16 protein-coding genes are annotated in these 18056 nt (G+C 57.8%); 9 read left to right on the top strand and 7 right to left on the bottom strand.

Annotated elements, in window-relative coordinates:
- Nucleotide 1: 1 nt before the first annotated feature.
- The 4 genes from crcB to B4U49_RS12845 form a co-directional block, all read right to left on the bottom strand.
- Nucleotides 2-376 carry a fluoride efflux transporter CrcB gene (gene crcB, locus B4U49_RS12860; RefSeq protein ID WP_078085005.1) on the bottom strand — a complete coding sequence of 125 codons (375 nt, stop codon included), beginning with the start codon at nucleotides 374-376 and terminating at the stop codon, nucleotides 2-4.
- A 47-nt stretch (nucleotides 377-423) separates the two neighbouring features.
- Nucleotides 424-1788, bottom strand: coding sequence for a replication-associated recombination protein A (locus B4U49_RS12855; protein WP_078085004.1), 1365 nt, complete (start codon nucleotides 1786-1788; stop codon nucleotides 424-426).
- On the bottom strand, nucleotides 1781-2410 hold the full coding sequence (gene lolA / locus B4U49_RS12850) for an outer membrane lipoprotein periplasmic chaperone LolA (RefSeq protein WP_078085003.1): 630 nt from the start codon (nucleotides 2408-2410) through the stop codon (nucleotides 1781-1783). Before lolA ends, B4U49_RS12855 begins: the two co-directional genes overlap by 8 nt.
- A gap of 91 nt (nucleotides 2411-2501) precedes the next feature.
- A complete protein-coding gene (locus tag B4U49_RS12845) occupies nucleotides 2502-4826 on the bottom strand; it encodes a DNA translocase FtsK (protein WP_078085002.1) in 2325 nt (774 codons plus the stop codon).
- A gap of 544 nt (nucleotides 4827-5370) precedes the next feature.
- On the opposite strand from B4U49_RS12845, the gene trxB reads away from it, so the two are divergent.
- The 4 genes from trxB to infA all read left to right on the top strand — a co-directional run bounded on the left by trxB (nucleotide 5371) and on the right by infA (nucleotide 8435).
- A complete protein-coding gene (gene trxB, locus B4U49_RS12840) occupies nucleotides 5371-6312 on the top strand; it encodes a thioredoxin-disulfide reductase (protein WP_078085001.1) in 942 nt (313 codons plus the stop codon).
- Between the two features lie 86 nt (nucleotides 6313-6398).
- Nucleotides 6399-7133, top strand: coding sequence for a leucyl/phenylalanyl-tRNA--protein transferase (gene aat / locus B4U49_RS12835; RefSeq protein ID WP_204903037.1), 735 nt, complete (start codon nucleotides 6399-6401; stop codon nucleotides 7131-7133).
- A gap of 154 nt (nucleotides 7134-7287) precedes the next feature.
- Complete coding sequence (locus tag B4U49_RS12830) at nucleotides 7288-8007, top strand: arginyltransferase (RefSeq protein ID WP_078085000.1); 720 nt, start codon at nucleotides 7288-7290, stop codon at nucleotides 8005-8007.
- A gap of 209 nt (nucleotides 8008-8216) precedes the next feature.
- Nucleotides 8217-8435, top strand: a complete 219-nt coding sequence (gene infA, locus B4U49_RS12825) for a translation initiation factor IF-1 (protein WP_010130378.1) — start codon at nucleotides 8217-8219, stop codon at nucleotides 8433-8435.
- A 128-nt stretch (nucleotides 8436-8563) separates the two neighbouring features.
- Here the strand turns inward: infA and clpA are convergent, their stop codons facing one another.
- Entirely contained in the window at nucleotides 8564-10849 is a 2286-nt protein-coding gene (gene clpA, locus B4U49_RS12820) for an ATP-dependent Clp protease ATP-binding subunit ClpA (RefSeq protein WP_078084999.1), read from the bottom strand.
- Nucleotides 10850-10980: 131 nt separating this feature from the next.
- Nucleotides 10981-11376 (bottom strand): ATP-dependent Clp protease adapter ClpS, encoded by a 396-nt coding sequence (clpS, locus tag B4U49_RS12815; protein WP_078084998.1) that lies wholly within the window; start codon nucleotides 11374-11376, stop codon nucleotides 10981-10983.
- 358 nt (nucleotides 11377-11734) lie between these two features.
- On the opposite strand from clpS, the gene cspD reads away from it, so the two are divergent.
- A complete protein-coding gene (gene cspD, locus B4U49_RS12810) occupies nucleotides 11735-12025 on the top strand; it encodes a cold shock domain-containing protein CspD (protein ID WP_078084997.1) in 291 nt (96 codons plus the stop codon).
- A gap of 304 nt (nucleotides 12026-12329) precedes the next feature.
- On the opposite strand, the gene icd is transcribed toward cspD, so the two are convergent.
- Complete coding sequence (icd, locus tag B4U49_RS12805; protein WP_078084996.1) at nucleotides 12330-13580, bottom strand: NADP-dependent isocitrate dehydrogenase; 1251 nt, start codon at nucleotides 13578-13580, stop codon at nucleotides 12330-12332.
- A gap of 220 nt (nucleotides 13581-13800) precedes the next feature.
- Between icd and B4U49_RS12800 the strand changes: the two genes are divergently transcribed.
- From B4U49_RS12800 to purB, 4 genes are all read left to right on the top strand, one after another.
- A complete protein-coding gene (locus B4U49_RS12800) occupies nucleotides 13801-14454 on the top strand; it encodes a pseudouridine synthase (RefSeq protein ID WP_078084995.1) in 654 nt (217 codons plus the stop codon).
- A gap of 302 nt (nucleotides 14455-14756) precedes the next feature.
- A complete protein-coding gene (gene mnmA / locus B4U49_RS12795; protein ID WP_275078286.1) occupies nucleotides 14757-15941 on the top strand; it encodes a tRNA 2-thiouridine(34) synthase MnmA in 1185 nt (394 codons plus the stop codon).
- Nucleotides 15938-16573, top strand: a complete 636-nt coding sequence (gene hflD, locus B4U49_RS12790; RefSeq protein WP_078084993.1) for a high frequency lysogenization protein HflD — start codon at nucleotides 15938-15940, stop codon at nucleotides 16571-16573. The genes mnmA and hflD overlap by 4 nt, the downstream gene beginning before the upstream one ends.
- 100 nt (nucleotides 16574-16673) lie before the next feature.
- Nucleotides 16674-18047 (top strand): adenylosuccinate lyase, encoded by a 1374-nt coding sequence (gene purB, locus B4U49_RS12785; RefSeq protein ID WP_078084992.1) that lies wholly within the window; start codon nucleotides 16674-16676, stop codon nucleotides 18045-18047.
- Nucleotides 18048-18056: the final 9 nt, after the last annotated feature.

Below are 18056 nucleotides of genomic sequence, written 5' to 3'. Positions count from 1 at the left end.
GTTACAGATATTTCATTCCCAGGGAGATGGCCGTTGCGGTTGCGGCCAAGCACACCAGGAGGCTGGCCACAACATAGGCCAGCGCCGTCAAAGGCTGGCCATTGTGCCACAACATCACTGTTTCCAGCGAGAAGGTAGAAAAGGTGGTGAGAGCCCCAAACAGGCCGGTCATGATCATCAGGCGCCACTCATGTCCGAGCATGCCCCGCTCCACGATCAAAACATAGGCAATACCGATCAGCAGGGACCCAACCACGTTGACGATAAAGGTGCCGAGCGGAATCCGATTTTCGAAAACTGGGAAGGCCCAAATGCCGACCAGGTGACGAAGGATTGCGCCGATGGCGCCGCCAAGTGCGATTGCTATCCATTGCATGGGAAACTCCCGGAAAGGTGTGGTGAACTGCCGATTGCGGGAGGATTTTAGCGCTTTTCTGCTTCGGAGTGTTGCGCGGGTGCGTAGCGCCGCTGCTCGCTAGCCCGATTGAGTGCCCGCAGACGCTCAAGCTTTTCCTCAATCCTGAGTTCCAGACCACGGTTTACCGGATAGTAATAGCGACGATCGGCGATGGCCTCGGGGAAGTAATTCTCTCCTGCGGCAAAGCCATCGGGCTCATCGTGGGCGTAACGATATTCCGCACCGTGGGCCATTTCCTTGGCCAGTTTGGTCGGCGCATTGCGCAGGTGCACTGGAACCTCGTAACTGGGCTCCCGCCGGATATCCGCCAGCACCCGTTTGTAGGCACTGTAGACCGCGTTACTTTTGGCAGCGACTGCGAGATAGGCCACCGCCTGGGCAATGGCGAGCTCCCCTTCCGGGCTGCCCAGGCGCTCCTGTACATCCCATGCGTTCAGCGCAATCTCCAGCGCACGCGGATCGGCATTGCCAATATCCTCACTGGCCATACGCACCACCCGACGGGCTACATACAGCGGGTCGCAACCGCCGTCGATCATGCGCGCAAACCAGTAGAGCGCGGCGTCGGGATCCGAGCCGCGCACTGATTTGTGCAGCGCGGAAATCTGGTCGTAAAAGTAGTCCCCGCCCTTGTCGAAACGCCTCACATCTGCGGTAAGCACTTCAGCCAGCACCGCATCATCAATCACTTGCCGTCCGCCCTCTTCCCGCGACAGATCGCAGGCGATCTCCAGCAGATTGAGTGCACTGCGGGCGTCACCGTCGGCACTCAAGGTGATCTTGTCGAGGACTTCCGTCGCCATTTCCACATTGCGGGCTTTTAGCTCGTCATCCTCGGCCAGAGCGCGCCGCAGCAGGCCATTGAGCTCATCCTGACTGAGGCTGCGCAACAGATAGACCCGGCAACGGGAAAGTAATGCGTTGTTGAGCTCGAAGGATGGGTTCTCTGTAGTGGCACCCACAAACGTCACGGTGCCCTCTTCCACATAGGGAAGAAAGGCGTCCTGCTGCGCCTTATTGAAGCGGTGCACTTCGTCCACAAACAGGATGGTGCCACGACCAGACTGTGCCGCGTGCTGTTCGGCCTCAGCCACGGCCTGGCGGATTTCCTTTACCCCGGCCAGCACCGCAGACAGGGTGGCAAAACGCACATCGCATTCTTCCGCCAGCAGGCGGGCGAACGTGGTTTTGCCCACACCCGGCGGCCCCCACAGCACCATGGAGTGCAGCTGGCCGCGCTCCACCGCTTCACGCAGGGGTTTACCCGGCCCCAATAAATGCGACTGGCCCACATAGTGGGCCAGTGTTTGCGGCCGCATACGCGCGGCCAGAGGCTGATGCCGGGGTGGCGATTGAAACAGATCACTCATCGCGAATAACGTCGGTCCCTTTGGGCGGCTTGAAATTAAACATGTGCGAAGACAGTCGGGGATTGGCCTGCAGACCATTGAATCGGATATCGGTGGTCTGCCCCATGCCATCCCGCACGGTCATGGTCTCCGGCAGGCCCTGGTTGTCGAAGCGGATTACCATGGACTTGAACGGCGCTGACGCGCGCTTCGGGGTCAGGTAATAGGCGCCCTTCTTGCTCTCGACACTGAATGACCCGCGAATGTCTTCCACCTTGCCACCGAGCAGCAATGCTGGGGTTTCTTTCATTCGGTTGTCCACCGGGCGCACGGTGACCTGCTCCAGGTCGGGATCGTACAGCCACAGTTTCTTGTTGTTGGTCACCAGCAGTTGCGGGAAAGGCTCGCCTGTCTGCCAGCGCAGTTTACCCGGGCGCTGCACGGAGAAATTGCCGCTGCTCTTTTGCAGGGTTTTGCCTTTCTGATCCTTGAGGGTCTGGCGGAAATTGCCGGAGATAGAGCCCAGCGGCTGCAACAGCCGGCTCAGATCTTCACTGGCATCGGCCTGTGCGCCGACGGCGCCCATACCCAGGCCCAAACTCATGCCCAGTGAAGCGAGGAAAATGCTCAGTTTGCGTCTCATAATGCCTTCCAGTCTGCTATTCCGAGAGTGTCCTTAAAGCCTAGACGGCGCCAAGTGAACCCGGCCTGAACCGGGTCACGATTTATCCGCATCACGCGGGTGGCGGTGCCAATACTTCCCGGTTGCCATTGGGCTGCTGGGGTGAAACCACACCGGCCGCCTCCATCGCCTCGATCATGCGCGCGGCGCGATTGTAGCCGATACGCAGCTGGCGCTGCACCGACGATATGGACGCCTTTCGGGACTTGGTCACGAATGCCACCGCCTCGTCGTAGAGTGCATCGGCCTCCGGATCGTCCTCTCCACCCTCTGTGGTCATCCCGGGCACTGGAATGCTGTTATTGGAGTCGTCAATGATACCGTCTATGTATTCAGGCTCGCCGCGACGGGCCCAGTCCGCCACAACTTGGTGCACTTCATGGTCATCCACGAAGGCCCCGTGCACCCTTACGGGCACCGCTGTACCCGGCGGCAGGTATAGCATATCGCCGTGACCGAGCAGCTGCTCCGCACCTCCCTGATCCAAAATGGTGCGCGAGTCGACTTTCGAGGAAACCTGGAACGCCATACGGGTCGGTACGTTCGCCTTGATCAGGCCGGTTATCACGTCCACCGACGGACGCTGGGTAGCAAGCAGCAAGTGGATGCCGGCGGCACGGGCCTTCTGTGCGATACGCGCAATCAACTGCTCTACCTTTTTGCCGACGATCATCATCATGTCGGCAAATTCATCGATCACCACCACAATCGCCGGAAGCGGCTTCAGGTGAGGTGCAGTCTGTTCTGCCTCCGGGACGCTGGACATGGGGTCCGGCTGCCAAATCGGGTCGATCAGCGGCTCTCCCGCAGCGATGGCGTCTTTCACCTTGCGGTTGAAGCCTGCCAGGTTCCGCACACCCATGGCCGCCATCAACTTGTAACGGCGTTCCATCTCGCCGACACACCAGCGCAGGCCATTGGCTGCGTCGTTCATGTCGGTGATCACCGGGGTCAGCAAATGCGGGATGCCTTCGTAGACCGAGAGCTCGAGCATCTTCGGGTCCACCAGGATTAGCCGCACCTCGTCCGGCGTGGATTTGTACAGCAGGCTGAGCAGCATCACGTTGATACCCACGGACTTACCCGAGCCGGTGGTACCTGCCACCAGCAGGTGCGGCATCTTGGCGAGATCGGCAACCACCGGCTGGCCGGAGATGTCGTGCCCGAGTGCCAGCGTGAGCGCCGAGCTGGACTTGTCGTACACCTCGGCTCCCAGGACTTCCGATAGGCGCACCATCTGCCGGTTCTCGTTCGGGATTTCGATGCCCACGACGGATTTGCCCGGGATCACTTCAACCACCCGCACACTGATCACCGCCAGGGAGCGGGCCAGGTCTTTGGCGAGATTGGTGATCCGGCTGACTTTCACACCCGGTGCGGGCTGAATTTCAAACCGGGTAACCACAGGGCCGGGCAGCACTGAAACCACCTCGGCGACGACACCAAAGTCCTTGAGCTTCAATTCGAGAAGCCGCGATAGCGCTTCCAGAGCCTCGCGGCTGAAGCCGGCTTTCTTATTGGCATCTGGTGCATCGAGCAGGGACAGCGGCGGCAGTGTTCCAGTCACTGGCCCCTTGAACAGCTCACCCTGCTTTTCCTTCGCGGCCCGCGGGCTTTGTTTGGGTGGAGGCGCCGTGGGTGCGATCTTTGGAGGCAAACGCTTGGCGGTGCGCTGCTTCTCCTCTTCTACTGCAGCCTTGCGGACGACCACGGCTTCTCGCGCTACCCGTTGCTCTTCCCGCTCCTGACGCGCACGCGCCAGTCGGCTGCCAATCCAGGCGAAGACTGCTAGCACGCTGCGACCAATGTCCTCGAACAGCTTCAGCCAGGACATGCCGGTAAACACGGTGACACCGATGGCAAAGGTGGCGAGCAACAGAATTGTCGCACCAACGTAGCCGAGCCCCAGCTCCATAAAGGCCGAAATCGCCGCGCCAATAATGCCGCCGTTGGAAAATGGCATTGGATTGGCAGACTCAGCAAAACACAGTGTGGCAATCGCCGCACCGGAAACCAGCAACACCAACAGCCCGGCGACTCGCAGGGCAAACAGGGGGCCGTGGAAGCGCGCGTTCTTGTCGCGCAGAATTCGATAGGCCCGCCAACCGATCAGTACGGGGAATAGGTACGCCATCCAGCCCAGCAACGACAGGCACACATCGGCAAGCCAGGCCCCCGTGGGACCAATGGCGTTTTCGATTCCGGCACCGCTACCGGTATGCGACCAGCCCGGATCTCCGGGGTTGTAACTGAGCAGACTAATGCCCACCAGCAAAGCACCGGCCAACAGGGCGATCAACGCGCCTTCACGGACGATGCGCGCAATCAGGGAGTCAGGAATCGCAGCCGCAGATTCGGTTTCACTTTCAGCCTTCAATGGCTTACCTCGGTCACAGTGTTCAGGGTTACTCGCCTTCTTGTTTATATAGCGGCGGCTTCAGGGTTTCTGTGTACTACAGCCTCGGGGGAATTGCTACCGGAGGGTTACCCTAGAAACCACTTCAGGTTTCAACTTTACATTTAAAATCAAATAGTTACAGGTACTTATTCACGCAATCTGTAACGGAAGGTTAGAAATCACATAAAGCGGCATGTGTCCTTACCTGCCCAATCCACGGCCGGCAAAAGTTCGGCAGAAGGAGACGAGGGCTCCATTTGAACTATCTATAAAGGCGTACAATGAGATAGATAAGACCAAACTATTTGGTCGTGTATCCGCCCTTCTTTTATCATTCCTGCAATTTTGGCACTAGCAGCCCAACCCACCCATCGAGTCACATCGATCGGTCGTAATGGCCCACCCTTGAACAATGGGCCCGAGGGCGCCATGATCCGCGCAGACAAATTTGTCGGGCGCCTTAATCAGTGCTGCAAGACATACAGAATCACCAATCCAACATCGAAGTATTGTGAGTCCAGTCATGAGCAACCATCACCGTCTGATCATCCTCGGCTCCGGCCCTGCCGGTTATACTGCGGCTATTTACGCCGCTCGCGCCAACCTGAACCCGGTTGTCATTACCGGCATGCAGCAAGGTGGACAGCTGACCACGACCACCGAAGTGGAAAACTGGCCGGGCGGTGTACACGACCTGCAGGGGCCGGACCTGATGGTCCAGATGCAGCAGCACGCAGAGCGTTTCGACACCAATATCATCTTCGACCACATCCATGAAGTTGACGTAAAACAGCGCCCGTTCACCCTCAAGGGCAACGAAACCTACACCTGTGATGCACTGATTATCGCTACCGGCGCCTCCGCCCAGTACCTGGGCCTGCCGTCTGAGGAAGCCTTCCAGGGGCGCGGTGTCAGCGCCTGCGCTACCTGTGACGGGTTCTTCTACCGCGACCAGAAGGTCGTGGTAGTTGGCGGCGGCAACACCGCGGTCGAAGAGGCTTTGTACCTTTCCAATATCGCCAGCGAAGTCACTCTGGTACATCGTCGCGACGAGCTGCGCGCAGAGAAGATCCTGCAGGATCGCCTGCTGGAAAAGGCCGAAAACGGCAACATCAACCTGTGCTGGCACCACACCCTGGACGAGGTGCTGGGTGACGATAACGGCGTGACCGGGGTTCGCCTGAAAAACGTACAGGACGGCAATACCAAGGAAGTCGATGTTTCCGGTGTGTTTATTGCCATTGGCCACAAGCCAAACACAGATATCTTCGAAGGCCAGCTGGAAATGAACGGCGGCTACATCATTGTTGAGAGCGGACTCAACGGCAACGCCACCCAGACTTCCGTACCGGGTGTATTTGCAGCCGGCGACGTGTCCGACCACATCTACCGTCAGGCGGTGACCTCCGCAGGCACCGGCTGCATGGCTGCACTGGATGCCGAGCGCTTCCTGGATGCACAATAACGGGCTAAATCGGCCCAAATAAAAAGGCGGCCCTGGGGCCGCCTTTTTTGTGGGCAACTACGCCAGGCGACCCGAGACAGAGCCCCTTGACCGACAACGCAAATGAAATTCTTTCGCTGCTGGATCCCGATCAGGTCGGCTTCCCGGACACCTCCGCGGCACTGCAGGACCCCAACGGCCTACTCGCAGTGGGCGGGGACCTCACCCCTGAGTGGCTGCTGGCAGCGTATCGCCGGGGTATCTTTCCCTGGTTTTCGGATGACCAGCCAATCCTCTGGTGGTCCCCTTCCCCGCGCTGCATTGTGCGCCCCGAATCCACGACATTCAGCCGCAGTCTGCGCAAGGTGATCCGCCGGGGGCGATTTCAGGTCACCTTCGATCGCGCATTTGCCCGGGTTATGGATGGCTGTGCTGCGCCCCGGGCTCAGGAAAGCGGCACCTGGATTACAGCAGATATGCGCGAGGCATATCTCGAGATGCACCGACTGGGCCACGCGCACTCAGTAGAAACCTGGCTGGACGGTGTTCTGGTTGGCGGCCTGTATGGACTTGCCATCGGACGGGTATTTTTCGGCGAATCCATGTTTCACCAGGCGACCGATGCCTCCAAGGTGGCTTTTGCCCATCTGGTGCGCCAGCTCGACTGCTGGGGTTGCCGATTGATTGACTGCCAGGTTGCCAACCCGCACCTGCAGAGTCTCGGCGCGATTGAAGTACCCAGAGCGGATTTTGAAAGCCTCCTGACCCGGGAAGTAGCGAGCGCGGGCTTCCCCGCTGTCTGGCCGCCAGCCCCCGCGAGCAACCTTTTTGACCGCCCCTGAAGCGGTGTGTCTGCGGCGCCGTTTGTGTTTTTGCTGACCGCAAATTACCCTCGGGTCTATATTCCAACCGGGATTGCAGCGAGATCCCAATGAGAGCGCTTTTGGCAAAGATAAAAATGACCAGCTATTCCGATCGCCGTGGTGAGAGCCTGGTATGAGCCAGTATTCACAGCTCGACTCGGTCCGCCTACTGGCCACCATGCCGCACCCCTGTGGCTACCTGGAAGACCGGGAAGCCACCACCGTGTTTGTCGACCCGCAAACCCCGGTAGACCAAAGACTCTATAGCCGACTTTCAGAGATGGGCTTCCGGCGCAGTGGAAATTACCTGTACCGACCCCAGTGCACACACTGCCAGGCCTGCATACCCGCCCGGGTTCCGGTTGAACTGTTTGTCCCCAACCGCAACCAGCGGCGCTGCTGGCGTCGCAATCGGGATCTGGACGTCTTTCATCGCCACGATATCGATACTGACGAACACTACGCCCTCTATGCCCGCTACATCGAGCAGCGACATCACGATGGGGAGATGTACCCGCCCAGTCGCGAACAGTATCGCAGCTTCCTTAGCAATGCCTGGGGCACCACCCGCTATATCGAGTTCCGGGCTAGGGGGCAGCTGGTAGCGACTGCCGTTACCGATGTGCTCGCCGGCGGCGTCTCTGCCATTTACACGTTTTACGATCCGGAACAGACCAAGCGCAGCCTCGGCAGTTACTCGATTCTCTATCAGATCGAATGGACGCGCCGACTCGGGCTCCCCAGCCTGTACCTCGGCTACTGGATCCGCCAGAGCCAGAAAATGGCCTACAAGAGCCACTTCAAACCGCTCGAAACCCTTCAGAACAACCGCTGGACCCTGAGCACCGACTAGACTGACCACTAGGCCAGACAATCTCTCTGCAGGGCCCGGAATCCCTAATTCCGCGGGATTTGCGCATGACGTCTGCTTTCACTTGGCCTGCAGGCTCTTTTCGTGCAAAATGCACGCCCGTCGTACCGCCGGGCCCCCGAATCTGACGACGCAGGGCCGTAAAAACGTGGCGGAAAAGCTAGTACACATTAATCAAAGGTTGCTGCCGCATGGCAAAAGACGATTACATTGAAATGGAAGGCGAGGTGATCGACACCCTGCCCAACACCACATTCCGCGTGAAATTGGAAAATGGACATGTGGTAATCGCGCACATTTCCGGCAAGATGCGCAAAAACTACATCCGCATCCTCACTGGTGACAAGGTCAAGGTAGAACTGACCCCGTACGACCTGAGCAAAGGCCGTATCACCTACCGCGCGCGCTAACCCCTTCCGACAGATTGTCGGCAGCGGTTCCCGGTCAGCCCATCCAGGTTGAGCGAGATATAAAAAAGCCACCCAGAAGGTGGCTTTTTTCGTTTGCGTGAGATCCGGCGTTTACCGGCCCCTGGTGCTCAATGCACCGGCATCGCCGTGCAGATCTTGAGCTGATCGTTCTCCACGGTCACCTCGACCTTGCCACCCTCTTCCGACAGATCCCCAAACAGCACCGCCTCGGCCAGAGGTTTGCGCAATTTTTCCCGGATCAGACGTGCCATGGGGCGAGCACCCATCTTCTCATCGTAGCCATTAACTGCAAGCCATTCGCGAGCCTCATCGTCGACCTCGAGCGTCACCCTGGACTCATCCAGCTGCGCCTGCAATTCGACAATGAACTTGTCCACCACGGTTTTGACCACTTCCATATCCAGCGAACCAAACTGAATGATGCTATCCAGTCGATTGCGGAACTCGGGAGTAAACATCTTTTTGATCTCCTCCATCCCGTCGCTGCTGTGATCCTGGTTGGCAAAGCCAATGGAGCGACGGCTCATCACTTCCGCACCCGCATTGGTGGTCATGATCAGAATCACATTGCGGAAGTCCGCCTTGCGGCCATTGTTGTCGGTCAGGGTGCCGTGATCCATCACCTGCAGCAGCAGGTTGAACACTTCAGGGTGGGCCTTTTCGATCTCATCCAGCAGCACCACACTGTGCGGGTGCTTGGTTACTGCATCGGTGAGCAAGCCGCCCTGGTCAAAACCAACGTACCCCGGGGGGGCACCGATAAGGCGGGACACCGTATGGCGCTCCATGTATTCGGACATATCGAACCGAATGAGTTCGATACCCATGACCTGAGCGAGCTGGCGGCAGAGTTCGGTTTTACCGACACCCGTCGGACCCGCAAACAAGAAGGAACCAATAGGCTTCTCTTCCGCCCCCAGACCTGCACGGGCCAGCTTGATCGAGGTGCTGAGTGCTTCGATCCCCTGATCCTGGCCGAACACGACCATCTTCAGATTCTCATCCAGCTTGGCCAGCGCAGCTTTATCCGAAGCGGAAACACTCTTGGCGGGTATGCGCGCCATCTTGGCGACGACATTTTCGATTTCGGTCACAGAGATCGTGTCGGTACGCTGGTCCGCAGGCAATAGCGCCTGATAGGCACCGGCTTCATCGATCACATCGATGGCCTTGTCCGGCAAAAATCGCTCGGTGATATGACGGTTGGCGAGGTGCGCCGCGGCCTCCAGGGCCGAATCGGTAAAGCGCACCTTGTGGTGATCTTCAAAGCAGGTTTTGAGGCCCTGCAGAATCTGCACAGTTTCCTCGACGGAAGGTTCATGCACGTCGATCTTCTGGAATCGACGGGAAAGTGCACGATCTTTCTCAAAAATACCGCGGTATTCATTAAATGTCGTTGAACCAATACAGCGCAGCTGACCACTGGACAGCAGCGGCTTGAGCAGATTGGACGCATCCATCACGCCACCCGAGGCTGCACCAGCGCCGATAATGGTGTGAATCTCATCGATAAACAGCACCGCATGTTCGCGCTTTTTCAACTCCGCCAGCAGCGCCTTGAAGCGCTTCTCAAAGTCGCCGCGATACTTGGTGCCGGCCAGCAGAGAGCCGAGATCCAGAGAGTAAATCGTGCTTTCTTTCAGAGGCTCGGGCACCTCGCCATCGACGATACGCCGGGCGAGCCCTTCGGCGATCGCGGTCTTGCCCACACCGGACTCCCCGACCAACAGCGGATTGTTCTTGCGCCGGCGCGCCAGCACCTGGGTAACGCGCTCAACTTCCGGGGCACGGCCTACCAGAGGGTCGATTCGACCAAGTATTGCTTCCTGGTTGAGATTGGTGGCGTAACTTTCGAGCGGATCGGAGCCGCCCGGCTCGGCAGTGCTCCCCAAGTCTTCATCCACCTGCTCGGGAGAGGGATCGGGACTGCTGTTGTGTGTATTGTTACCGCCAGAGCTGACGCGGGAAATACCGTGGGTGATGTAATTCACTACATCTATACGGGCGACACTCTGCTGCTTGAGGTAGTAAACGGCCTGGCTTTCCTGCTCACAGAAAATCGCAACCAGAACATTCGCACCAGTCACTTCCTTCTTGCCTGATGATTGTACGTGGAAAACCGCGCGCTGCAGTACGCGCTGGAAGCCAAGCGTGGGCTGGGTTTCCCGCTCACTGTCATTTTCCGGAATAAGTGGAGTGGTAGAGTCCACGAACTCGAGTAACTCTCGGCGCAGCGCACTGAGGTCAGCGCCACAGGCATGCAGAACATCTGCCGCGGATTCATTGTCCAGCAGCGCCAGCAACAGGTGCTCAACGGTCATAAACTCGTGGCGTTTCGCCCGTGCACCTTTGAACGCTAGATTGAGCGTTACCTCTAAATCCTTGCTGAGCATCTAAACCTCAAACCTTACTGGCCAATGTCATCCGGGTTGTAGTGAAAAACACCCGGCATTCCTGATTTTTTGCCGGATATCCGGCCGGAAAAGTTACACCTGACTGACACAGGCGTCGGTAGTCCTTTACTTCACTCCTCCTCGCCGTTTTCGTCGTCCTCATCTGCCTCAATTTCGCAAAGTAAGGGATGTTCATTATCCCGCGCGAACTGATTAACCTGTGCGGCCTTTGTTTCCGCTATATCTCGAGTATAGACACCACAGATCGCTTTTCCCTTAGTGTGTACCTGCAACATCAGTTGAGTGGCGCGCTCGCGATTCACATAGAAGAAGAGCTCCAGGGCCTCGACCACAAATTCCATCGGGGTGTAGTCATCATTGAGCATGACCACCTTGTACATGGGCGGCCGTTTCAGCCTCGGCTTGGCCTCCGCGAGTGCGGTATCCCCGTCTGCCCCATGAAGATAGAAATCATCTCCGCCGTCGTCTTCGTTCGAGTGTAGTTTAATGATTTGTGATTTTCCCATAGCGCTAGTCAATCAGAGTTCAGGAAACGGTTCACAGTGCTGACGCCCCCATATTTTTCTATCGGGAATAAGCCCGTCGAAAGGCCCCACGCCGGTCACCGCAGTCAATTTGGCAAGCGCATATTGTAACCCCAAACCCGTGCCAGCACAGTCCGGGGTGCCGACCTACCTTGACAAGGGCCGGTGTCTTGGCTACAAGAGGTATTAACCGCGCCAACGCGGTGATGAGGCACTAGCTTATAGCTAATAGTCGTACAAATGATTCTGTACACACAAAGAAGCGCATGAAGCGCGATAACAATAACGATACATGTAAGGCGGCCAGCAGTCGCCCCGGCAATATTAGAGGGATTTCGCCATGCCTACCGGTACTGTTAAGTGGTTCAATAATGCCAAGGGATATGGATTCATTCTTGCTGACGAAGGTGGGGAGGATCTTTTTGCGCATTACTCCGCCATCCAGATGGAGGGGTATCGCACCCTGAAGGCTGGCCAGCAGGTCAACTTCGATATCATCCAAGGCGATAAAGGCTACCACGCAGCCAATATCAGCGTTGCCACTGCCGAGACCAGTCGCTCGCCAACCCCAGCGCCCGCGTCTGCAGCGCAATCGGTAAGAGAAAAAGAGACCGAAGAAGCGCTCGATTAAGCTGCCCTGCCGGCCCTGACCGGCAGACCACTGCAGTCGAGAAGAATTGCCGCAAGAGTCATAAGGCTCGAGGTTCTCTCACACCTTTGAAAAGTTGCGGCCGGCGATAGCTGATCAGATATTCAGAGATACCTGCTCGCCCCACCACTGGCACCTCCGTGCCACCTCCCCTTTCGCATTCCTCCTTGGGATTCGCGCTGCTGACAACGCCAGTGCGACTCAAGAGATCCACATTGGGGTGAAAAACAGGGCAAAAAAAAGCCCCGCCTCGAACCGAGGCGGGGCTTTTTTTATTCGTCGATTATCAAGCCATGTGCTTGACAACTTCCTCGCCGAACTCGGAGCAGGACTTCAGGTCTGCACCGTCCATCAGACGCTCGAAGTCATAGGTTACGGTCTTGGCTTCAATAGCGCCTTCCATACCTTTAACAACCAGGTCTGCAGCTTCGTTCCAGCCCAGGTGGCGCAGCATCATTTCTGCGGACAGGATCAGGGAACCCGGGTTCACCTTGTCTTGGCCAGCGTACTTCGGCGCAGTACCGTGGGTAGCTTCGAACAGAGCAACTTCGTCAGACAGGTTGGCACCTGGAGCAATGCCAATACCACCTACCTGGGCAGCCAGTGCGTCGGACAGGTAGTCACCATTCAGGTTCAGAGTGGCGATTACGTCGTACTCGGCCGGACGCAGCAGGATCTGCTGCAGCATGGCGTCGGCGATCACATCCTTAACCACGATCTCCTTGCCGGTGTTCGGGTTTTTGAAGCTGCACCAGGGGCCGCCGTCGATCGGCTGTGCGCCGAACTCTTCGCGAGCCAGCTCGTAGCCCCAGTCAGCGAAGGCGCCTTCGGTGAACTTCATGATGTTGCCTTTGTGCACCAGAGTCAGGGAGTCGCGATCCTGATCGATGGTGTACTGCAGCGCCTTGCGCACCAGACGCTTGGTGCCTTCTTCGGAAACCGGCTTAACGCCGATGCCGACGTTCTGTGGGAAGCGGATTTTCTTAACGCCCATCTCTTCCTGCAGGAACTTGACCACCTTGGTGGCTTCTTCAGTACCGGCTTTCCACTCGATACCGGCGTAGATGTCTTCGGAGTTCTCGCGGAAGATCACCATGTCTACCTTGTTCGGCTCTTTAACCGGGGAAGGTACACCGCTGAACCAGCGTACCGGACGCTGACATACGTACAGGTCCAGCTCCTGACGCAGGGCAACGTTCAGGGAGCGGAAGCCACCGCCAACCGGAGTGGTCAGCGGGCCTTTGATGCTGACAACGTAATCCTTGATGGCTTCCAGGGTTTCAGCCGGGAACCAGTCGCCGCTGTAGGTTTCTGCTGCTTTCTCACCGCAGAAGATTTCCATCCAGGCGATGGATTTCTCGTCGCTGTACGCCTTGCTCACGGCAGCGTCGATCACTTTGCGCATTACCGGGGTGATATCCACGCCAATGCCGTCACCTTCGATGAACGGAATGATCGGGGTGTTCGGTACGTTCAGAGAACCATCTGCGTTGACTGTAACTTTTTCGCCGTTGGCCGGCACTTGGATATGACCCATTAAGTTGACTCCCGTAACTCTTTGACTAAACGTCCGGCTTTATAGGTGGAAAACCGGCATAATGCGCCGAATATCCACTGCCGGTCTTGGTTGCTGCTCATTGTTTGCGCCGTTGCATACGCCGAGCCAGCTAAAAATCGGCGGGATTATATCAGCATCCACCCGATTTTGTAGTTTGATTACAACGAAAACACGACTGCGGCATGACAACACTTGCGATATGAGCCAATTGATCCTGTTCAACAAACCCTTTGGTGTCTTGTGTCAGTTCACCGACCCGGATGGGCGGCCCACGCTGTCGGACTACATAAAGAAGCCGGGAGTTTACGCCGCCGGCCGCCTCGATTTCGACTCCGAGGGACTGCTGCTGCTGACCGATGACGGCAAGCTGCAGCACCAGATTGCCCACCCGGATAACAAACTACCCAAAGTCTACTGGGCGCAGGTAGAAGGTGAGGTCCCGGAAGAAGTCCTGAGGCAATTGCGCCGAGGCGTGACGCTCAAGGATGGGCGTACCGCACCGGCCAAGGCCCGCCTGATCGCGGAACCCGACATCTGGCCACGCATTCCGCCCATCCGGGAGCGGAAATCCATCCCAACCTCATGGATCGAGCTCACCATCAGCGAGGGACGTAATCGCCAGGTGCGCCGCATGACCGCGGCAGTTGGCCACCCTACCCTGCGCCTGGTGCGGCGGGCCATCGGCAACTGGACCCTGCAAGGCCTGGCGCCGGGTGAGCAAAGGACCGAAACCGTACACCTCCCGCAAGGACCGGCAAGCAAAGGCACCCGAACGCGATCGGCGGAGGCCCCAAAGCGACCGCGAGGTCGCGTGCCAGGCCGCTCGACTGGAAAACCGCGTAACCGGCGATAGCCTGCGTGATACGGCCCGTTTTGCGGGTCTCAAGAGAGGCAGCCCCTGAAATCGTCCTTTTTCGGTAATTATCGCGCTTGAGGGCTAGTCTGAAATAGGAGTCTGGCGGCGTTTTTTGCGCGCGGTCGGGATAGCGGGCAACCGCGACGATTCCTGCAAATTGGTCAGTTAGCACTTTCGCAGGTAAAATGCGCCCCCATTTTCCAGCCCAGTAGCAACAACCACGGTGCCCACAGGGTTGAAATCCCCGAGGCACCCCTCACTGTAACAACCGGTATTTCATGACAGTTTCGGATTTGTCTGTGTCCCCCAACTCTACGGATTCCAGCCCCGGCGCCAGCGGCGCGGGAAAACGCGTGATCGTCGGCATGTCCGGCGGTGTGGATTCGTCCGTAGCCGCGCTGTTGCTCATGCAACAGGGGTATGCGGTGGAAGGGCTGTTCATGAAGAACTGGGACGAGGACGACGGCACGGAATATTGCACCGCGCGCCAGGATCTGGCGGACGCGGAATCGGTCTGTGAGCGCCTGGGTATCAAGCTACACACTGCGAACTTTGCGGCCGAGTACTGGGACAACGTATTCGAGTACTTCCTGGCCGAATACAAGGCTGGCCGCACCCCAAACCCGGACATCCTCTGCAACCGGGAAATCAAGTTCAAGGTGTTCCTCGAATACGCGCAGATGCTGGGCGCGGACGCCATCGCCACCGGGCACTACGCGCGCCGTCGGGACGAGAACGGACACACCTATCTGCTGAAAGGCCTGGACAGCAACAAAGACCAGAGTTATTTCCTGCACGCGGTTGGCGAGGCCGAGTTCGCGCGTTCACTGTTCCCGCTCGGGGAACTGGAGAAGCCGGAAGTCCGCCGGATCGCAGAAGAAAACGGCTTCATTACATCCACCAAGAAAGACAGCACCGGAATCTGCTTTATCGGCGAACGCCGTTTCAAGGATTTCCTGGAACAGTACCTGCCCGCCCAACCCGGTGAAATGCAGACCCCGGAAGGCGAGGTAATGGGCCAGCACAGTGGCCTTATGTACCACACGATTGGCCAGCGCCAGGGGCTCGGGATTGGAGGCGTCAAAGGTGCTGGCGACCAGCCCTGGTACGTCGTCGGCAAGGATCTGGAGCGCAATGTGCTACTCGTGGCCCAGGGCAAGCACCATCCCCTGCTCTATTCTACTGGCCTCACCGCCACACAGACCCACTGGATTAATGGCGCGGCGCCCGCACAAGAATTTCGTGCAGCGGCCAAGACCCGCTATCGCCAAGAGGATCAGGATTGCCTGATTACCGTAAAGGACGGAGGGCGTATCACGATTGCCTTTGACCAGCCGCAACGCGCAGTCACCCCAGGGCAATCGGTGGTGATCTACCGCGGAGATTATTGCCTCGGTGGCGCGGTCATCGATCAGGCCACCGGTGTGGGTGAGGTCGATCCACACCAAACCAAAAAGAAACAGGCTGCAGGGAGCAACTCTTGAGTAATTGGCGAGATCAGGCACTGGCACTGGCCGGGGTATTTCAGGCAGCAATCCTGGTGGAGCGCCTGGCCAAAACTGGCACTGCACCCGCGGAGCAGATGGAGACCGCCGTATACAGCCTGTTCCAGCAAAATCCGGAAACCACCGAAGATGTTTTCGGCGGTGTGGAAAAATTGTTGCCCGGCCTGCGCGGTGCGCGACAACTGCTGGCCACCCGCAGCCACCCGGAATACACCGATTGCCTGCGCTACGTACTGTCCATTCTTTACCTGCAGCGCCAACTGGCAAAAAAACCGGACCTGCTGTCGATCATCGGTAACCGGCTGGAAAAGGCGCAACTGCAAACGGAACACTTTGGTATCGATCACGAAAATGTCTACGCCAATCTGGCGAGCATCTACAGCGATACCCTGAGCACCTTCCGATTCCGCATTCAGGTACTGGGTGACTTTAATTTCCTGCAACAGCAGCGCATCGCCAATCAGATTCGCACCATGCTATTCGCCGGCGTACGCTCCGCGACCCTGTGGCGTCAGCTGGGCGGCCGCAGATTACATCTGCTGTTCAAGCGTAAAAAGCTGATTGCGGCCATGGACGCGCTGGTGTCCAAGTACGAATCACTGGAACACTAATTTTTTAAGCCTGAACGCTTAAAGACTGTTTTTTTAAGATTGCCGCCGCTTCCTACATTTGTTCGTTTCAGCGGCTGGATTTCAATATCGGAGAGACACAATGACTGTCGAGCTATCCGCACTTACCGCGGTTTCCCCCATTGATGGACGCTACGAAAGCAAGACTGCCCCACTGCGCGATATTTTCAGTGAGTACGGCTTGATTCGTGCCCGTGTAGAAGTGGAAGTTCGCTGGCTGCAACAGCTTGCCCGCCACGAAAAGATTGCGGAAGTGCAGCCCTTCACCGGCAACAGCAACCAGGTTCTCGACGACATCGTTGCCCAATTCAGCATTGAAGATGCCGAGCGCATCAAGGAAATCGAGCGCACTACCAACCACGACGTGAAAGCGGTCGAATACTTCCTCAAGGAAAAAGTAAAGGGCGATGAGCAACTGCTTGCGGTAAGTGAATTCATTCACTTCGCCTGTACCTCCGAGGATATCAACAACCTGTCCCACGCGCTGATGCTGCGCGCCGGTCGCGACCAGGTGCTGCTGCCGGCGATGAACCAGATCGTGAGCGAGATCGCCCGACTGGCTCAGGATTTCGCCGATGTTCCGATGCTGTCCCGCACCCATGGCCAGACTGCGAGCCCGACCACTGTCGGTAAAGAACTCGCCAATGTTGTGGCGCGCCTGCGCCGCCAGGTCAAGCAGATCCACGAAGTCGAGCTGCTCGGTAAAATCAACGGCGCGGTAGGCAACTATAACGCCCACCTCTCTGCCTACCCGGATGTGGACTGGCAAGCGAATGCTGAAGAATTCGTGACCTCCCTCGGCCTGTCGTGGAACCCCTACACTACCCAGATCGAGCCACACGACTATATTGCCGAACTGTTCGATGCGATTGCGCGTTTCAATACCATCCTGATCGACTTCGACCGCGACATCTGGGGCTACATCTCCCTGGGTTACTTCAAGCAGAAAGTGGTCGCTGGCGAAGTGGGCTCCTCTACCATGCCGCACAAAGTGAACCCCATTGACTTCGAGAACTCCGAAGGCAACCTGGGCATCGCCAATGCGGTATTCCAGCACCTGGCGGCGAAACTGCCGGTTTCCCGCTGGCAGCGCGACCTTACCGATTCCACCGTGCTGCGTAACATGGGTGTTGGTGCAGGTTACTCGGTAATCGCCTACGCCGCGACCCAGAAAGGTCTGGGCAAGCTGGAAATCAACCGCGCGCGTCTGGAGGAAGACCTGAACAACGCCTGGGAAGTGCTCGCCGAGCCGATCCAGACTGTTATGCGCCGTTATAACATCGAAGAGCCCTACGAAAAGCTCAAGGCACTCACCCGCGGCCAGGGCATCACCAAGGAAACCCTGGCGGTGTTTATCGATGGTCTCGAGATGCCGGAAGAAGCCAAGCAGGCACTGCGTGAGATGACCCCGGCGAGCTATATCGGCAACGCCGTAGCACAAGCCAAAAACATCTGACGTCGCACC

Origin of the sequence: Microbulbifer mangrovi (assembly GCF_002009015.1) — a bacterium.
GTDB classification, from domain to species: domain Bacteria; phylum Pseudomonadota; class Gammaproteobacteria; order Pseudomonadales; family Cellvibrionaceae; genus Microbulbifer; species Microbulbifer mangrovi.
This window is presented reverse-complemented; position numbering and strand designations above follow the sequence as displayed.

Bases quoted from the DNA above. Each gene is read 5' to 3' on its own strand.
- crcB (WP_078085005.1), bottom strand. From the start codon at position 376: ATGCAATGGATAGCAATCGCACTTGGCGGCGCCATCGGCGCAATCCTT.
- B4U49_RS12855 (WP_078085004.1), bottom strand. From the start codon at position 1,788: ATGAGTGATCTGTTTCAATCGCCACCCCGGCATCAGCCTCTGGCCGCG.
- lolA (WP_078085003.1), bottom strand. From the start codon at position 2,410: ATGAGACGCAAACTGAGCATTTTCCTCGCTTCACTGGGCATGAGTTTG.
- trxB (WP_078085001.1), top strand. From the start codon at position 5,371: ATGAGCAACCATCACCGTCTGATCATCCTCGGCTCCGGCCCTGCCGGT.
- B4U49_RS12830 (WP_078085000.1), top strand. From the start codon at position 7,288: ATGAGCCAGTATTCACAGCTCGACTCGGTCCGCCTACTGGCCACCATG.
- infA (WP_010130378.1), top strand. From the start codon at position 8,217: ATGGCAAAAGACGATTACATTGAAATGGAAGGCGAGGTGATCGACACC.
- clpA (WP_078084999.1), bottom strand. From the start codon at position 10,849: ATGCTCAGCAAGGATTTAGAGGTAACGCTCAATCTAGCGTTCAAAGGT.
- clpS (WP_078084998.1), bottom strand. From the start codon at position 11,376: ATGGGAAAATCACAAATCATTAAACTACACTCGAACGAAGACGACGGC.
- cspD (WP_078084997.1), top strand. From the start codon at position 11,735: ATGCCTACCGGTACTGTTAAGTGGTTCAATAATGCCAAGGGATATGGA.
- icd (WP_078084996.1), bottom strand. From the start codon at position 13,580: ATGGGTCATATCCAAGTGCCGGCCAACGGCGAAAAAGTTACAGTCAAC.
- B4U49_RS12800 (WP_078084995.1), top strand. From the start codon at position 13,801: ATGAGCCAATTGATCCTGTTCAACAAACCCTTTGGTGTCTTGTGTCAG.
- purB (WP_078084992.1), top strand. From the start codon at position 16,674: ATGACTGTCGAGCTATCCGCACTTACCGCGGTTTCCCCCATTGATGGA.